Origin of the sequence: Sphingomonas sp. 22R3R2A-7 (genome assembly GCF_036856055.1) — a bacterium.
GTDB lineage: Bacteria > Pseudomonadota > Alphaproteobacteria > Sphingomonadales > Sphingomonadaceae > Sphingomonas.
Genome location: NZ_JASPFR010000001.1, coordinates 2,528,460 through 2,544,842, shown reverse-complemented (window position 1 = coordinate 2,544,842; position 16,383 = coordinate 2,528,460). Strand labels below are relative to the sequence as shown.

The following is a 16,383-nucleotide window of genomic DNA, read 5'->3' as shown; positions in this document are numbered from 1 at the left end:
GTTCGCACAATCATAGCGGCCACGCAAGCGGAATGAACGTTCATTCCGGCGTGCGGTTGCACCCGTTGGTGGGAGCGAGCGAATGGGAAAGCGGAATATGCGTCGATTGGACATCAAGGGTTCGGTAGCTCTCGGGGCGCTTGCCCTCGTGATGGCATGCAGCGAGCCGGCGCCCCCGCCACCGCCGACGCCGACCGTGGGCGTCGTCACGGTCGCGCAGGACTCGGTGACGCTCACGACCGAGCTTCCCGGCCGTATTGCCGCCGTCGAAACGTCGGAAGTCCGTCCGCAGGTCAGCGGCGTGATCCGCAGCCGGTTGTTCACCGAAGGCGCGCTCGTGCGTGCCGGTCAGACGCTCTACCAGATCGAGGACGCGCCTTATCGCGCACAGCTTGGCACCGCGCAGGGCCAGCTCGGCGCCGCGCAGTCGCAGATCAACGCAACCAGCCAGCAGGCCCGCCGATACGGCGAGCTCGTCACGCTGAACGCCGTCAGCAAGCAGGAGGCGGACAACGCCACCGCCTCCGCACAACAGGCTCGCGCCAATGTTGCAGCGCAGCGCGCTTCGGTCGAGGCCGCGCGCGTCAACCTGAACTTCACGCGGATCAAGGCGCCGATTTCGGGTCGGATCGGCCGCTCGCTGGTGACCGTCGGCGCCCTCGTCCAGACCGGCCAGACCGATCCGCTCGCGACGATCCAGCGTACCGACACCGTCTATGTCGACGTCACACAGTCGGCGGCGCAGTTGCTCGACCTGAAGGCGGCGATGGCGTCGGGCGGGGTCACCCGCGGCGATGGCAGCGCGCGCGTCCAGCTGCTTCTTCCCAACGGGCAGACCTATCCGATCGAGGGGCGCCTCCAGTTCGCCGAAGTCACGGTCGATCCGGCCACGGGCGCGGTGACGCTGCGCGCGAGCTTCCCCAATCCCAACGGAATCCTGCTTCCGGGCATGTACGTGCGTGCCAAGCTGGTCGAGGGTGTGCGCACCCAGGCGATCATGGCGCCACAGGAAGGCATCACCCGCGATCCACGCGGCAACGCAACCGCGATGGTCGTCAATGCGCACAACAAGGTCGAGCAGCGGACCGTCACGACAGACCGCGTGATCGGCGACAAGTGGATCGTCACCAGCGGCCTGAAACCCGGCGACAAGCTGATCGTCGAGGGGCTGCTGAACCTGCGCCCGGGCACCACCGTCAAGGTCGGCAAGCCGCAGCAGGTCACCGTCCCCGCGGGCGGCGCGTCGAAGGGCGGCGCCGGTTCGGACGCGGCCGCAGGCGGCAACACGAACGGCAATTCGGCCGCGCAGGCCGGGAAGTAACCGCTTATGTCACGCTATTTCATCGATAGACCCATCTTCGCATGGGTCATCGCGATCATCCTGATGATGGCCGGCGTCCTCGCGATCCGGTCGCTGCCGATCGCGCAGTTCCCCGAGATCGCCGCCCCCAAGGTGACGGTCGCGACGTCCTATCCGGGCGCCGACGCGCAGACACTCGAGAACACGACGACGCAGATCATCGAGCAGCAGATGAAGGGGATCGACAACCTTCGCTACTTCGCCTCGACCAGCGACGGCGCGGGCAATCTCGCGATCACGCTAACCTTCGAACAGGGCACCGACGCGGACATCGCGCAGGTCCAGGTGCAGAACAAGCTGCAACAGGCGACCCCGCTCCTGCCGCAGGAAGTGCAGCAGGCCGGGCTTCGCGTGACCAAGGCGACCGCCAATTTCCTGCTCGTCATCGCCGCCTATTCGCAGGATGGCAGCCATGACCAGGTCGATCTCGGCGATCTGATCGCCTCGAAACTCCAGGATCCGCTCAGCCGGATCAAGGGCGTCGGCGACACGCAGGTGTTCGGCGCGCAATATTCGATGCGGATCTGGGTCGATCCGTTCAAGATGTCGAACCTTGGCGTCACCGTCACCGACATCACCTCGGCACTGACCGCGCAGAACGCGCAGGTTTCGGCGGGTCAGGTCGGCAGCCTTCCCGCGGTCAAGGGCCAGGCGCTCAACGCGACCGTCACCGCACAGTCGCGACTGCAGACCCCGGACCAGTTCCGCCAGATCATCATCCGCTCGGCCACCGGCGGCGCCACCGTGCGCCTCGCCGACGTCGCGCGGGTCGAAATGGGCTCGGAAAACTACAGCTTCCAGGCACGCTACAACGGCAAGCAGGCGGCAGGCTTCGGCGTGAAGCTGGCGCCGGGCGCCAACGCGCTCGACACCGTCACGCTGGTGAAGGCCGAGGTCGAGAAGATCGCCAAGCAATTCCCGGCCGACGTCAAGATCGCCTATCCGGTCGACAATTCGACGTTCGTGCGGCTGTCGGTCGAACAGGTGGTCCACACGCTGATCGAGGCGATCGTCCTCGTCTTCCTTGTGATGTTCCTCTTCCTCCAGAACTTCCGCGCGACCCTGATCCCGACGATCGCGGTGCCGGTCGTGCTGCTCGGCTCGCTCGCCGTGCTTCAGGTCGCGGGCTTCACGATCAACACGCTGACGCTGTTCGGCATGGTGCTGGCGATCGGCCTGCTCGTCGATGACGCGATCGTCGTCGTCGAGAATGTCGAACGCCTGATCCAGGAAGAGGGGCTCTCCCCCAAGGAAGCCGCCAAGAAGTCGATGGACGAGATCAGCGGCGCGCTGATCGGCATCGGCCTCGTGCTGTCCGCGGTGTTCCTGCCGATGGCGTTCTTCAGCGGCTCGACCGGCGTGATCTTCCGCCAGTTCTCGATCACCATCGTCTCGTCGATGGTGCTCTCGGTGCTGGTCGCGTTGATCCTGACGCCCGCACTCTGCGCCACCATCCTCAAGCCGACCAAGCATGATCACGGCGACAAGAAGGGCTTTTTTGGCTGGTTCAACCGGACCTTCGACACTGGCGTCGCCAAATATGGCAACGGCCTGCGTCGCGTCGAAAAGGGCTGGGTGCGGACGATGATCATCTATGCGGTCATCGTCGCCGGGATGCTGTTCGTCTTCCTGCGGCTGCCCTCGGGCTTCCTTCCCGAGGAGGATCAGGGGCTGATGTTCGCGCAGGTGTCGATGCCCACGGGCACGACGATGGAAGAGACCGCGCGGACGATGGACAAGCTGCGCGATCACTTCCTGGTCGATGAGAAGGCCAATATCGCGGGCATCTTCACGATCAGCGGCTTCGGCTTTGTCGGCCAGGGCCAGAATGTCGGTCTCGCCTTCATCCAGCTCAAGCCCTGGGAGGATCGCGAAGGCGACGCGAATACCGTCGCCGCCGTCGCGCAGCGCGCCAACCAGGCGCTCGCGGGGATCCGTGCGGGCATGGTGATCGGCTTCGTGCCGCCCGCCGTGCAGGAACTGGGCAACGCCAACGGCTTCGACTTCATGCTGAAGGACAATGCCGGCGTCGGCCACGACAAGCTGCTCGAGGCCCGCAACATGCTGCTCGGCATGGCGAGCCAGGACAAGCGGCTGATGCAGGTTCGCCCGAACGGGCTGGAAGACGCACCGCAGCTCAAGCTGAACGTCGACCAGGCGCAGGCGGGCGCGCTCGGCCTCAGCCAGGCGGACATCAACACCACCGTCAGCACCGCGTTCGGCGGGTCGTACATCAACGACTTCATCGACCGTGGCCGCGTGAAGAAGGTGTTCGTCCAGGCCGACGCGCCGTTCCGCACCTCGCCCGCGGACCTCGGCAACTTCTATGTCCGTGGCGCCAGCAACGCGATGACCCCGCTGTCGTCGTTCGCGACGACCAACTGGACCTACGGCCCGGCGCGTCTCGAACGCTATAACGGCGTCGCCTCGTTCGAGATCATGGGGTCGCCCGCACCCGGCGTCAGCAGCGGCACCGCGATCAAGGCGATGGAGGAGATGGCTGCCAAACTGCCGCCCGGCATCGGCTATGAATGGACCGGGCTCAGCTACGAGGAGCAATTGTCGGGTGGCCAGGCCGGCTATGTCTATGCGCTGTCGCTGCTGATCGTGTTCCTGTGCCTTGCGGCGCTCTACGAGAGCTGGTCGATCCCGATCGCCGTGCTTCTCGTCGTCCCGCTCGGCGTCCTCGGTGCGGTGCTCGCAGCGATGATCGCAGGGCTGAACAACGACATCTATCTCCAGGTCGGTCTGATCACGACGATCGGCGTGGCGGCGAAGAACGCGATCCTGATCGTCGAATTCGCCGAAGAGAAGATGGCGGACGGGATGAACGCGGCCGATGCCGCGGTCGAGGCGGCCAAGCTGCGTCTGCGCCCGATCCTCATGACGTCGTTCGCGTTCATCTTCGGCGTGCTGCCGCTCGCGCTGTCGAGTGGTGCCGGTGCCGGCGGTCAGAACGCGATCGGCTGGGCGGTGGTCGGCGGCATGCTGTCCGCGACCGTCCTCGCCATCTTCTTCGTGCCGTTGTTCTTCCTGCTGGTGAAGCGCCTGTTCAAACAGGACAAGCCGGCAAAGAACGCTACCAACGACCATCGTGACGGCGACACGCCGCACGATCAGCGGCCGCAGGAGGCCTGACCGCCATGCCATCGTCCTTCATGTCCCGGCGCCTCGCGCTGACCTTTGCCGCCGGCCTCACGCTGGCGGGGTGCAACCTCGCGCCGAAATACGTCCGCCCGGACCTGCCGGTCGCACCGACCGGTCCTGTCGGCCCCGCCTACGCGACGCGCGATCCCGTCGGCGCGATCGTTCCGGCCGACACCGCCTGGTCGGCCTTCTTCACCGACGACCGGCTGCGTCGCGTGATCCAGCTCGCGCTCGACAACAACCGCGACGTGCGTATCGCGGTCGCCAACGTCGCGCAGGCCCGCGCGCAATACCGCGTCCAGCGTGCCGATCTCTTCCCGACGCTTGGCGCGACGGGGAGCGCGACGTACCAGAAGTCACCGTTCGGCGCGATCGGCGGCGGAGTCGGCGGTGGGGTCGGCGGCGGTGCCGACGGTGGCGCGGGTGGCGGTGCAGGCGGCGGTGCAGGCGGTGGCGCGGGCGCGGGCGCAGTTGCCGGCGGTGGTCGCTTCGACATCTATTCGGCCAATCTCGGCATCTCTGCCTGGGAAGCCGACCTGTTCGGGCGCATCCGCAACCTGACCGAAGCCCAGCAACAGGCCTATTTCGCCGCGGAGGAAAACCGCAACGCCGCACAGGTCACGCTGGTCGCCGAGACCGCGACCGCGTGGCTGACGATGGCCGCCGACCAGGACCGTCTGAGGATTGCGCAGGATACCGAGCGTGCATTCGGCCAGACGCTCAAGCTGACCCAGGATCGGTTCCGCGTCGGCATCGCGTCCGAACTCGAGGTGCGCCAGGCGCGGACGACCTATGATCAGGCTCGCTCGGACATCGCCGAAGCGACGACGCTGATCGCGCAGGACCAGAACGCGCTGAACCTGCTCGCGGGTACCACCGTGACCCAGGAGCTGCTGCCCGCCCGGATGCCGGAGACGACGCCGACGCTCGAGACGTTGCCCGCGAACCTGTCATCCCAGGTGTTGCTGCGTCGTCCCGACGTCGCTGCGGCGGAGCATCAGCTGGTCGCGGCCAACGCCAATATCGGTGCCGCGCGTGCGGCATTCTTCCCGAACATCTCGCTGACCGCGAGCCTCGGGACGCTCAGCCTTGGCCTGTCGAACCTGTTCGGCAACGGCAGCGAGAGCTGGTCGGTCGCACCGACGATCACGCAGCCGATCTTCGATTTCGGGCGCAACAAGGGCAACCTGCAATATGCCAAGGCGTCGCGTGACGCGATGCTCGCAACCTATGAGCGGACGGTCCAGACCAGCTTCCGCGAAGTCGCCGACGCGCTCGCGCGACGCGGTACCATCAACGCGCAGCTGTCTGCACAGACGTCGCTGCGCGACAATGCCGCGGGTGCGTTCAACCTGTCGCAACTGCGTTTCCGGGCCGGGATCGATCCGTTTCTCAACACGCTCGATTCGCAGCGATCGCTGTACACCGCGCAGCAGAGCCTTCTCGCGACCCGGCTCGTGCGCGATACCAACGCGGTGGAGCTGTACCGCGCGCTGGGTGGCGGGCTGAAATAGCAGCGAGACCGCCGCCGAGACCGTCATCCCGCCGAGTGCCGGGATGACGGTCTCGGCGTGCGCGGGGTCAGTTGGCCGGTTCGGACAGCGGCGCGAACCGTGCGACCTGACGGCCGACCAGACGAAGCTGCTCGATCACCGCGGGATCGCTGGCACCGCCCTCGTCGTCGAACTTGGTGACCTGTGTGTTGATCGCGGCCGCGAACGGCGTCGGCCAGCCGCGCAGTGCATGGACGATCGAGCGCAGCGCCGCGATCGTGCTCCCGGTCGCCTGCCAGCCATAGGCGGTCGCGATGAGCCCGACGGGCATGTCGGCCAGATAGGACCGCTCCGGGTCACGCGCGGTCTCCTCGAGCAGGTCGAGCGCGTTCTTCACGACGCCGGAAATGCTGCCATGATAGCCGGGGCTTGCGATGATCACCGCCGACGCGGCTCGGACTGCGGCGACGAACGCCTGCTCGTCGGCGGTGCGCGTCGTTGCCTTTGGATCGTACAGCGGCAGCCGCGCCATGTCCGCGCCGCCGAACATCTGCGTGCGATAGCCCTGTTTCTCGACCGCATCGAGCGCGATGCGCAACGCGCGCTCGGTCGACGACACGCCGCCGATCGTGCCGCCAATGCCGACGACGAGAGGGAGAGATTCGGAAGAGGTCACGTTATCACCCGGTTCGATCGTTTCGCCTGCTCTTCCCCGTTTCGCGGCACGATGACAACAGCCCATCGACGCGGTGCCCGCGTGGCGATACCGCGACGCTGTCGCTCAGCCTGCATACACGATAGGCATGCGCACAGGCTTGTCCGAACTGTAATAGAACGATAACACACCAGATGCCCGACCGCTGGAACGACCCGATGCGCCCCGATCCCTTCGATACAGACCGTTCCGGCCACGGCGGAGGCGGCGAGCGCGAACCCTATGCCTATGAACGCGAACGCCTGATCACCGAGCGCGAACGCCTGCGCGAGCGCTACGAGCGTGAACGCGCCGGCGAAGGATCCGCGGCGTTTGGCGATACCGATGCCGACACGGGCTACACCGTCGCGCGACCACGGCGGCGGGGCGGCATCGGCCGCTGGATCATCCGCGGGACGGGGATCGGCATCATCCTGCTGGTGATCGCGATCATCTGGCTCGCCTTCACCGCGCCGCTGTCAAAGTCGCTCCAGCCCCCGACGCCGCCCTCGATCACGCTGACGGCGAGCGACGGCACGCCGATCGCGCGGCGCGGCGCGATCATCGGCAAGCCGGTCGACGCCGCGACGCTCCCCCGCACGTCATCCAGGCATTCCTCGCGATCGAGGACCGGCGATTCTATTCGCACTGGGGCATCGATCCCCGCGGCATCGCACGCGCGGCCTGGGCGAACATGGGATCGGGCGGTGTTCGTCAGGGCGGCAGCACGATCACGCAACAGCTTGCGAAGAATGCGTTCCTCGATTCGGATCGGACCGCAACGCGCAAGATCCGCGAGGCGATGATCGCGGTCTGGCTGGAGGCCTGGCTGTCGAAGGATGAAATCCTGTCGCGCTATCTGTCCAACGTCTATTTCGGCGACAACACCTATGGGATCGCCGCAGCGTCGAAGCATTATTTCGGTCGCACGCCCGACACGCTCAACATCGGGCAGGCCGCGATGCTTGCCGGGCTCGTCAAGGCGCCGTCGCGGCTTGCTCCCACGTCCAATCTCGAAGGTGCGCGCAAGCGTGAGGCGGTCGTGGTCGGCGCCATGGTCGCCGCGGGGTTCCTGACCAAATCCGAAGGCGACGCCGTCGGGCCGCAGCGCGTTCTGTCGAGTCCGCCGGCGCAGCTCCCCAGCGGCACCTATTTCGCCGACTGGATCCTGCCCGAGGCGCGCGACCAGGCGGGCGAGGTCAAGACCGAGACGACCGTCAAGACGACGCTCGATCCCCGGTTGCAGCGCGCCGCCGAGCGTAGCGTCGCACGCGCCGGCCTCAGGCAGGCGCAGGTCGCGCTCGTGGCGATGCGCCCCGATGGCCGCGTCGTCGCGATGGTCGGCGGCAAGAATTACCGCAAGAGCCCGTTCAATCGCGCGACGCAGGCGCGGCGCCAGCCCGGGTCGACGTTCAAGCTGTTCGTCTATCTCGCCGCGATGCGGTCGGGCCTGACTCCCGATTCGACGATCGAGGACCGGCCGGTGACGATCGGCGACTGGACGCCGAAGAACAGCGACGGCCGCTATCAGGGGACGATCACCCTCCGCCAGGCGTTCGCGCGCTCGTCCAACGTCGCCGCCGCACGGCTGACGCAGCAGGTCGGCGTAAAGGCGGTGATCAAGGCCGCGCGCGACCTCGGCATCTCGACGCCGATCCCGAACGAGGCGACGATCGGTCTTGGCACGTCGACGGTGTCGCTGCTCGAGCTGACGGCCGCCTATGCCGCGATCGCGCGCGAGACCTATCCGGTGCAGCCGCGTGGGCTGGCGGATGTCCGCGAAAAGGGATGGTATCAGTCGCTTACCGGTGGCTCGACCGCAATTCCGGCGACGATCCATGACGAGATGCTCGACCTCCTTGCCGCCTCGATCCGCGAAGGAACGGGGCGCAGCGCGAACCTGACCGTCGATGCGTTTGGCAAGACCGGCACGACCTCGGATAACAAGGACGCGCTGTTCGTCGGCTTTGCGCGTGACCTCGTCGTCGGAGTCTGGGTCGGCAATGACGACAACAGCTCGAATCCCGGCCTGTCGGGCGGCGGGATCCCGGCACGGATCTGGCGCGATTTCATGCAGTCGGCGCTGGGGATCGCGCCCGTCGCCGCCCCGCTGCCACCGGTCGAGGAGGTCGATCCCGATGCGTTGCCGGCCGACGACCCCGACAATGCGGTGCTCCCGCTCGGCGGCGAGATCGAGGGGCTCGGCTTCAACCTGAAGATGGGCGAGGACGGGACCATCTCGGTCGGCCCGTCGCGCCGCGACCGGGACGAGGGACCGCCGCCACCACGCGACGATCGCCGCCCGCCCGAGGACGAGCCGGGGTATGACGGCGGGCAGTGATCCCCTCCCGCCGCCGCCGTCATCCTGACGAAAGTCAGGATCCAGTGCCCCGAATGACCCCGCCCGCGGCTCTGGATCCTGGGTCGAGCCCAGGATGACGAAGCAGAAGGGGACGGCTCGGTCGACGCTCCCGTTGACGCCCCCGTTGACGCCAACACCGCATCGCAGCATGTCCTCACCATGCGATTTTTCTCCGACAATGCCGCCCAGGTCCATCCGCTCGTCATGGCCGCGATCGGCGCTGCCGACACGCTCGACACCGCCTATGCGGGCGACGCGTGGAGCCAGCAGCTCGACGGGCGCCTGTCCGCGCTGTTCGAAACCGAGGTCGCGGTCCTCTGGGTCCCGACCGGCACCGCGGCCAACTGCCTCGCGCTGGCCGCACTCTGCCCCCCGCATGGCGGCATCGTCTGCCACCGCGACGCGCACATCCAGAACGATGAGGGCGGCGCGCCCGAATTCTACACGCATGGTGCCAAGCTGTTCCTCGCCGACGGCATCGGTGCGAAGCTGACGCCCGAGACGATCCGCATCGTCCTCGATGCGATCCCCGACGATGTCCACCGCGTCCAGCCGCATGCCATCTCGCTCACCAACGCGACCGAGTATGGCCGCGTCTACCAGCCGCACGAAGTCGCCGCGATCGGCGCGCTGGCAAAGGAGCGCGGGCTCGGCTTCCACATGGACGGGGCGCGGTTTGCCAACGCGATGGTCCATGCCGGGTGCTCGCCCGCCGACATGACGTGGCGCGCGGGCGTCGACGCGCTGAGCTTCGGCTTCGTCAAGAACGGCGCGATGAGTGCGGAGGCGCTGGTCTTCTTCAACCCCGACCTCGCGGCCGTCACGCACTACCGCCGCAAGCGCGCAGGGCTGCTGCTGTCCAAGGGGCGCTACCTTGCCGCGCAGATCCTGGCGATGCTCGACGACGATCTGTGGCTCGCCAATGGCAAGGCCGCCAACGACGCCGCTGCACGCCTCGCGGCGGCCGCGGGCGACCGGCTGGTCCACCCGGTCGAGGCGAACGAGGTGTTCCTGCGCGTGACCCCGGACGAGGCCGCCGCCCTGCGCGCGAAAGGCTTCGACTTCTACGACTGGGCGGCGGGCGAGATCCGTCTCGTCACCGCCTGGGACAGCCCCGCGGATGCCGTGGGGCTGCTCGCCGACGCGATCCGGGCGTTATGACGGCCTCCGACATGACCGGCTCCGGCATCAGCGGGCCGTCCGACCCGCCGCAGTCGACCCGCGCGGCGATCCTCATCCCGTTCGGCATCGTCACGCTGATCTGGGGTTCGACCTGGCTCGTGATCCGCGATCAGCTCGCGGTGGTGCCGCCGAGCTGGTCGGTCTGCTACCGCTTTCTCGTCGCGGGGATCGCGATGGCGATCTACGCCACCGTCCGCCGCGAAAGCCTCCGGCTCGACGCGCGCGGCTTCGCCTTTGCGGCGATCCTCGGCACCGCGCAGTTCGTCTGCAACTTCAACTTCGTCTACCGGGCCGAGCATTATGTGACGTCGGGGCTGGTCGCGGTGGTGTTCGCGCTGTTGCTGGTGCCGAACGCGATATTCGGGCGGATCTTCCTCGGCCAGCGGCTGGGACGTCAGCTCGTCACCGGTTCGGCGATCGCGATGGCGGGCGTTGCGCTGCTCTTCATCAACGAGGCACGCGTCGATCCGCACGGATCGACCTCCGCGCTTATCGGGATCGGCTTCACGCTGTGCGCCATCCTGTCCGCGTCGACCGCGAACGTGATGCAGGGGACGCAGACGGCGAAGCGCTATCCGATGGGATCGATGCTCGCGGTGGCGATGCTGATCGGTGCCGCGCTCGACGCGGCGTTTGCCTGGACGACGACCGGCCCGCCGGTATTCGAGATGCGCGCGGGGTATATCGCCGGCATCCTGTATCTCGGGCTGTTCGCCTCGGCGCTCGCCTTCCCGCTCTATTTCAACGTCATCCGCGCGATCGGCCCGGCAAAGGCGGCCTATTCGGGCGTCATCGTGCCGGTGATCGCGATGCTGCTATCGACGATCTTCGAGCATTATCGCTGGTCGACGCTCGCCGTTGCCGGCGCCGTGCTCGCGGGGATCGGGCTCGTGACCGCGTTGAGGGCGCGCAGGCCCGCACGGTAATCGGGCCAGACCGGCGCCCAGCCGAGCACGCGCTTCGCCTTGCCGTTCGCGACCCGGCGGTTCTCGCGGTAGAACCCGCGTCCCATCGCGGACAGGTCATCGAGCGTGACGAACTGCGGGGCGGGCAGCCCGAGCAGCATCGCGGCGAACGCGGCGACGTCGTTCTGCGATGCGGGCAGATCGTCGGCGATGTTGTATGCACCCGCCGGCGCATCCATCCCGGCGATCACCCCCGAGACGATGTCGTCGACATGCGCGCGGCTGAACACCTGGCCCGGACAGTCGATCCGGTGTGCCTTGCCCTCGCGCACGCGGTCGAGCGGCGATCGGCCGGGGCCATAGATGCCGGGCAATCGGAACGTCCGCGCGCCGATCGCGAGCCAGTCCGCGTCCGCCGCCGCGCGTGCGCTGCGCCGGCCGCCGCCGATCGGGGCGGTCTCGTCCACCCACGCGCCGCCGGCATCGCCGTACACGCCGGTCGACGAGAGGTAACCGAGCCACGCCCGGGACCGCAGCAGCAACGGGCCGTACCGCACGAGCACTAGGTCGACTTCGTGCTCGGGCGGGACCGACGAGAGGATATGCGTCGCCGCGGCAATCTCGGCTGCGACCGCGTCGCTATCGTCGAAGCGGATCGTGCCGTCGCGCCCGTCCCGCGTCGTGCCGACGACATGCCAGCCATCGGCGGTCAGACGCTCGGCGACCAGCGATGCGGTATATCCCAGCCCGAAGACGAGCAGGCGGCTCATTTCGCGACGGCGCCCGGGCTCATCCGCCCCTTGTAGAGTGTCCCGAAATAATCGCCCGCGTTCCACACCGGACGCTGGGCGCCGTCGGCGATCTCACGCGCGATCCGATAGTTCGCATCGACGAACCGGACGCCCTGGTCCCACAGGATCGGCTGCGACAGATCGTCCGACGGCTTGTGGTAATTGTTCGCCATGAAATAGGAGACCGCGGCCTTGCCCGGCCCCTTCTGCCCAGGCCACAGGAACACCGCCGGAATGCCCTTCTGGACGAACCGGAAATGATCGGAGCGGACGAAGATCCCTTCCTCGGGCATCGGGTCGGGCGACAGCCCGACACCGATCGCCGCGACCGCCTTCTGGACGATCGGCCCCAGCGTCGAGCGCTCGGCACCGAACACGACCATATCCTCGAACTTGTAGGTGAGGATCGGCATGTCGAGATTCACGTCCGCGACGATGTCGGTGAGCGGCACGGTCGGGTGGTTGGTGAAATAGTCGCTGCCGACCAGCCCCTTTTCCTCGCCCGTGACGGCCAGGAACATCACGGTGCGCTTCGATGCCTGGCCGCTGCTCGTGAAGCGCTTGGCCTCCTCGATCAGGCTGGCGATCCCGATCGCATTGTCCAGCGCGCCATTGTTGAGCGCATCGCCCTCCTTTGCGCCATTCGCGGGGCGCGTGATGCCGATGTGATCGAGATGCGCGGACAGGACGACGACTTCCTTGCCGAGCACCGGATCCGTCCCCGGGATGATGCCGACGACGTTGCTGCTGGCAGCAGGCGCGAAGCTCGTCTTGGTCGCGACGGTCAGCGTGCCGGTCAACGGCGCGGATCGGAACTTCGCGTTATCCGACTTCGCCTGCTTGGCGATCGTCTTCCATGACGGACCGAAGAGCTTGGCCGCGCCGATCACGCTCAGCGTGCCGAGCGACGGCGCACCCGGTGCGTCGACCTTGCCGGTGCCGTCGGGATTCGCCCAGGTCATCCGCGCCATGTCGTAATATTGCGCAGACCGCGCGAATGGCCGCGCCTTGGCCGTGCGCGGATTTTCGAGCGTGATCACGCCGATCGCGCCCTTGCTCTCCGCGATCCGCGCCTTGGTCCCGCCCGACCCGAAAAACGCGCGCTCCTCGCCGCTGAACCGCGCGGGAGCACCGCCGAAATAGGCGACGATCTTGCCGCGAACGTCGACGCCGGCATAATCGGTCTGCTTGTACTGCGGTGCATCGATCCCGTAGCCGACGAAGACGATCGGCGCGCTCACCGCGGTGTCCGCTTTCGCGCCGTTGGCGGCAGGGACGTAATCCTCCGCAAAGACGAGCGGCACGGCCGCCCCCGACCGCGGCGCCCAGGCGAAGCTGCCCTTCCCCGCTGCCTTGTAGCTGACCAAGGGTACGCGCTGCAGATAGCCCGCATCGTCGCCCCCCGGACGCAGCCCCGCGGCATAGAATTGCGCGGCGACATACTGTGCGGCGATGTCGAATTCGGGGCTGCCCGCCTCACGCCCCTTCATCGCGTCGGAGGCCAGGAACAGGACATGCGCCTTCATCGCGGCCTGATCCGCGGGCAGCGGCGCAGCGAGCCTTGCGTTGAGAATTGCCGGGTCGGGCTTGGCCGGGATGGTCGTCGTCGTCGCTGCCGGTTTCGGGGTGGGCGTCTGCGCCAGCGTCGCAGTCGACATGGCCGTGGAAGCTGCGAGCAACGAAAGCGCGCCGATGAACCGATACATGCCGAAATCCTCGCAAGACGAACGTGTTGCAGCCGGGTAGCACGCCGATGGCGCCGTGCAAGCTCGGCCCGCAAGCTTTGGCTGGCGGAGCCCGCGACTGTGCCTATATTCATCTGCTATGCTCGATATCCAACACAGTCTCGCCCAGCCCGACATCGCGGCCCCGGTCTCCATCCGTCGGGCGGATTATCAGGCACCGGCGTGGCTGGTACCGACGACCAGGCTCGATTTCGCCCTCGATCCGGTCGCGACGCGCGTGACCGCGACGCTGTCCGTCACGCGCAACGGCGATCATCGCGATCCGCTCCGGCTCGATGGCGCCGGGCAGCGGCCGCTGTCGATCACGGTCGACGGCGTCGCGGTCAATGACTGGCGATTCGAGGGCGAACAGCTCGTGATCCCGTTGTCGGGCGACGCGCATGTCGTCGAGACGCAGGTCGAGATCGCCCCCGATCGCAATACGCAGCTGATGGGGCTTTATGCCTCGGGCGGCATCCTGTGCACGCAGTGCGAGGCGGAGGGCTTTCGCCGGATTACCTATTTCCCGGATCGTCCCGACGTCCTCAGCCGCTATTCGGTGCGCATGACCGCCGACAAGACGCGGTTTCCCGTGCTGCTGGCGAATGGCGACCCGGTTGCGCACGGCGATCTCGACGACGGCCGGCATTGGGCGGAATGGAACGACCCCTTCCCCAAGCCTTCCTATCTGTTCGCGCTCGTCGCAGGCGATCTGACGGTGAATTCGGGGCGCTTCACGACCATGTCGGGGCGCGACGTCGCGCTCGGCATCTGGGTGCGCAAGGCCGATCTGCCCAAGACCGATCATGCGTTGAAGGCGCTCGAGCTCGCGATGGCGTGGGACGAAACGACCTATGGCCGCGAATATGACCTCGATGTGTTCAACATCGTCGCGGTCGACGACTTCAATTTCGGCGCGATGGAGAACAAGGGTCTCAACATCTTCAACTCGCGCTACATCCTGGCCGACCCGGATACCGCGACAGATTACGACTATGACGCGATCGCCGCGGTCGTCGCGCATGAATATTTCCACAACTGGTCGGGCAACCGCATCACCTGCCGCGACTGGTTCCAGCTGTCGCTGAAGGAAGGCTTCACGGTCTACCGCGACCAGGGGTTCTCCGCCGATCAGGGGAGCCGTGCGGTCAAGCGGATCGAGGACGTCCGGGGCCTGCGTGCGGCGCAGTTCCCCGAGGATGCCGGACCGCTCGCGCATCCGGTGCGCCCCGAAACCTATCAGGAGATTTCGAACTTCTACACTGCGACGATCTACAACAAGGGCGCCGAGCTGATCCGGATGATCGCATCGATCCTCGGTCCGCGGGACTTCCGCGCCGGCACCGACCTGTTCTTCGACCGGTTCGACGGGACGGCCGCGACGTGCGAGGATTTCGTCGCGAGCATGGAAGCGGCGAGCGGTGTCGATCTCGCGCAGTTCCGCCTGTGGTATTCGCAGGCGGGTACGCCGCGCGTGACCGCGCGGCTCGCGCATGATGCCGCCGCTGCCCGTGCGACGCTGACCTTGACGCAGCATATCCCAGCGACGCCGGGACAGCCTGACAAGCAGCCGATGGTCCTGCCGCTCCTGGTCAGACTGTTCGGCGCGGACACCGGCGCGCCGCTGGCGGACGAACGCCTCGTCATGCTCGAGACGGCCAGCGATCAGGTGATCTTCGAGAATGTCCGCGAGCGTCCGATCCTGTCGATCAACCGCGGCTTCTCGGCGCCTGCGATCGTCGATAGCGATCGATCCCCGGCGGACCTCGCCTTCCTCAGCGCGCATGACGACGACCCGTTCGCGCGCTACGAGGCGATGCAGCAGCTCATGCTCGACACGCTCGTCGCCAATGCGACGACGCCCGGCCAGGTCGATCATGCCGGCGTGATCGCGGCGGTCGCCAAGACGCTCGCGGATCCCGCGCTCGATCCCGCCTTCGTCGCGGAGGCGGTCATGCTCCCGTCCGAAGCGTATATCGGCGACCAGATGGCGGTGGTCGACCCCGAGGCGATCTTCCGCGCGCGCGATGCGCTTCGCCGCGACCTCGGCCGGTCGTTGGAGCCACAGTGGCGCGCGGCGTACGCATCGGCTGCATCCGGCTCGTTCGTCTACACCCCCGTCGCGAAGGGGCAGCGTCGGCTGCGGACGGTGTCGCTCGGCTATATCGCCGCAAGCGGCGCGACGGACGCGGCCGATCTCGCCTTTGCGCAGTTCGAGACCGCCGACAACATGACCGACCGACAGGGTGCGCTGGCGACGCTGGTCAACGTCGCGTCCGACCATCGGCGGCGCGCGCTCGACCTCTTCTACGCGCGCTACCGCACGAATCCCCTCGTGCTCGACAAATGGTTCCAGACGCAGGCGCTGTCGTCACGCGACGATGCCGGCGCCATCGTCGAGAGCCTTGCCGGTCATCCCGATTTCAGTCTCGCCAATCCCAATCGCGCCCGCTCGCTGGTCGGCGCGTTCGCTGCCAATCAACGTGCGTTCCATGCAGCGAACGGCAGCGGCTATCGTTTCCTCGCAGAGCAGCTGATCGCGCTCGACCGGCTCAATCCGCAGACCGCGGCGAAGCTGCTGCCCCCGCTCGGTCGGTGGCGCCGGTTCGACACGGCGCGCGCCGCGCTGATGCGGGCCGAGCTCGAGCGGATCCTGAAAACGCCAGGCCTGTCGAAAGACGTGTTCGAGCAGGCATCGAAAAGTCTGGAGGAATAGGTCCCGACG

9 protein-coding genes and 1 pseudogene are annotated in these 16,383 nt (G+C 67.3%); 7 read left to right on the top strand and 3 right to left on the bottom strand.

Translation table 11 applies throughout. From position 1 onward, the window contains the following. Positions 1 to 97 precede the first annotated feature (97 nt). Genes QP165_RS12105 through QP165_RS12095 form a run of 3 tightly spaced genes read left to right on the top strand, consistent with a single transcriptional unit; the run spans position 98 to position 6,021 of the window. Positions 98 to 1,321, top strand: coding sequence for an efflux RND transporter periplasmic adaptor subunit (locus QP165_RS12105; RefSeq protein WP_333995844.1), 1,224 nt, complete (start codon positions 98 to 100; stop codon positions 1,319 to 1,321). Positions 1,322 to 1,327: 6 nt separating this feature from the next. After that, positions 1,328 to 4,498, top strand: a complete 3,171-nt coding sequence (locus QP165_RS12100) for an efflux RND transporter permease subunit (protein WP_056019583.1) — start codon at positions 1,328 to 1,330, stop codon at positions 4,496 to 4,498. Between the two features lie 20 nt (positions 4,499 to 4,518). Beyond that, positions 4,519 to 6,021, top strand: coding sequence for an efflux transporter outer membrane subunit (locus tag QP165_RS12095; RefSeq protein WP_333995843.1), 1,503 nt, complete (start codon positions 4,519 to 4,521; stop codon positions 6,019 to 6,021). Positions 6,022 to 6,088: 67 nt separating this feature from the next. Here the strand turns inward: QP165_RS12095 and QP165_RS12090 are convergent, their stop codons facing one another. Next, entirely contained in the window at positions 6,089 to 6,676 is a 588-nt protein-coding gene (locus QP165_RS12090; protein WP_056019577.1) for an NADPH-dependent FMN reductase, read from the bottom strand. A 173-nt stretch (positions 6,677 to 6,849) separates the two neighbouring features. Between QP165_RS12090 and QP165_RS12085 the strand changes: the two are divergent. The 3 genes and pseudogenes from QP165_RS12085 to QP165_RS12075 all read left to right on the top strand — a co-directional run bounded on the left by QP165_RS12085 (position 6,850) and on the right by QP165_RS12075 (position 11,164). Further along, positions 6,850 to 9,035, top strand: a pseudogene (locus QP165_RS12085) (transglycosylase domain-containing protein). Between the two features lie 180 nt (positions 9,036 to 9,215). Beyond that, the gene (locus tag QP165_RS12080) at positions 9,216 to 10,217 is read left to right on the top strand and encodes a threonine aldolase family protein (protein ID WP_333995842.1); all 1,002 of its coding nucleotides are present in this window, start codon (positions 9,216 to 9,218) and stop codon (positions 10,215 to 10,217) included. A gap of 11 nt (positions 10,218 to 10,228) precedes the next feature. After that, entirely contained in the window at positions 10,229 to 11,164 is a 936-nt protein-coding gene (locus QP165_RS12075; protein WP_056021977.1) for a DMT family transporter, read from the top strand. On the opposite strand, the gene QP165_RS12070 is transcribed toward QP165_RS12075, so the two are convergent. Further along, positions 11,074 to 11,913 carry an NAD(P)-dependent oxidoreductase gene (locus QP165_RS12070; RefSeq protein WP_333995841.1) on the bottom strand — a complete coding sequence of 280 codons (840 nt, stop codon included), beginning with the start codon at positions 11,911 to 11,913 and terminating at the stop codon, positions 11,074 to 11,076. The two genes, QP165_RS12075 and QP165_RS12070, sit on opposite strands and share 91 nt — an antisense overlap. Beyond that, a complete protein-coding gene (locus QP165_RS12065; protein ID WP_333995840.1) occupies positions 11,910 to 13,640 on the bottom strand; it encodes a M28 family metallopeptidase in 1,731 nt (576 codons plus the stop codon). Before QP165_RS12065 ends, QP165_RS12070 begins: the two co-directional genes overlap by 4 nt. Before the next feature lie 118 nt (positions 13,641 to 13,758). On the opposite strand from QP165_RS12065, the gene pepN reads away from it, so the two are divergent. Then, positions 13,759 to 16,374 (top strand): aminopeptidase N, encoded by a 2,616-nt coding sequence (gene pepN, locus QP165_RS12060; RefSeq protein ID WP_333995839.1) that lies wholly within the window; start codon positions 13,759 to 13,761, stop codon positions 16,372 to 16,374. Positions 16,375 to 16,383: the final 9 nt, after the last annotated feature.

Coding starts and splice junctions, on each gene's coding strand:
- QP165_RS12105 (WP_333995844.1), top strand. CDS start 98: ATGCGTCGATTGGACATCAAGGGTTCGGTAGCTCTCGGGGCGCTTGCC.
- QP165_RS12100 (WP_056019583.1), top strand. CDS start 1,328: ATGTCACGCTATTTCATCGATAGACCCATCTTCGCATGGGTCATCGCG.
- QP165_RS12095 (WP_333995843.1), top strand. CDS start 4,519: ATGTCCCGGCGCCTCGCGCTGACCTTTGCCGCCGGCCTCACGCTGGCG.
- QP165_RS12080 (WP_333995842.1), top strand. CDS start 9,216: ATGCGATTTTTCTCCGACAATGCCGCCCAGGTCCATCCGCTCGTCATG.
- QP165_RS12075 (WP_056021977.1), top strand. CDS start 10,229: ATGACCGGCTCCGGCATCAGCGGGCCGTCCGACCCGCCGCAGTCGACC.
- QP165_RS12070 (WP_333995841.1), bottom strand. CDS start 11,913: ATGAGCCGCCTGCTCGTCTTCGGGCTGGGATATACCGCATCGCTGGTC.
- QP165_RS12065 (WP_333995840.1), bottom strand. CDS start 13,640: ATGTATCGGTTCATCGGCGCGCTTTCGTTGCTCGCAGCTTCCACGGCC.
- pepN (WP_333995839.1), top strand. CDS start 13,759: ATGCTCGATATCCAACACAGTCTCGCCCAGCCCGACATCGCGGCCCCG.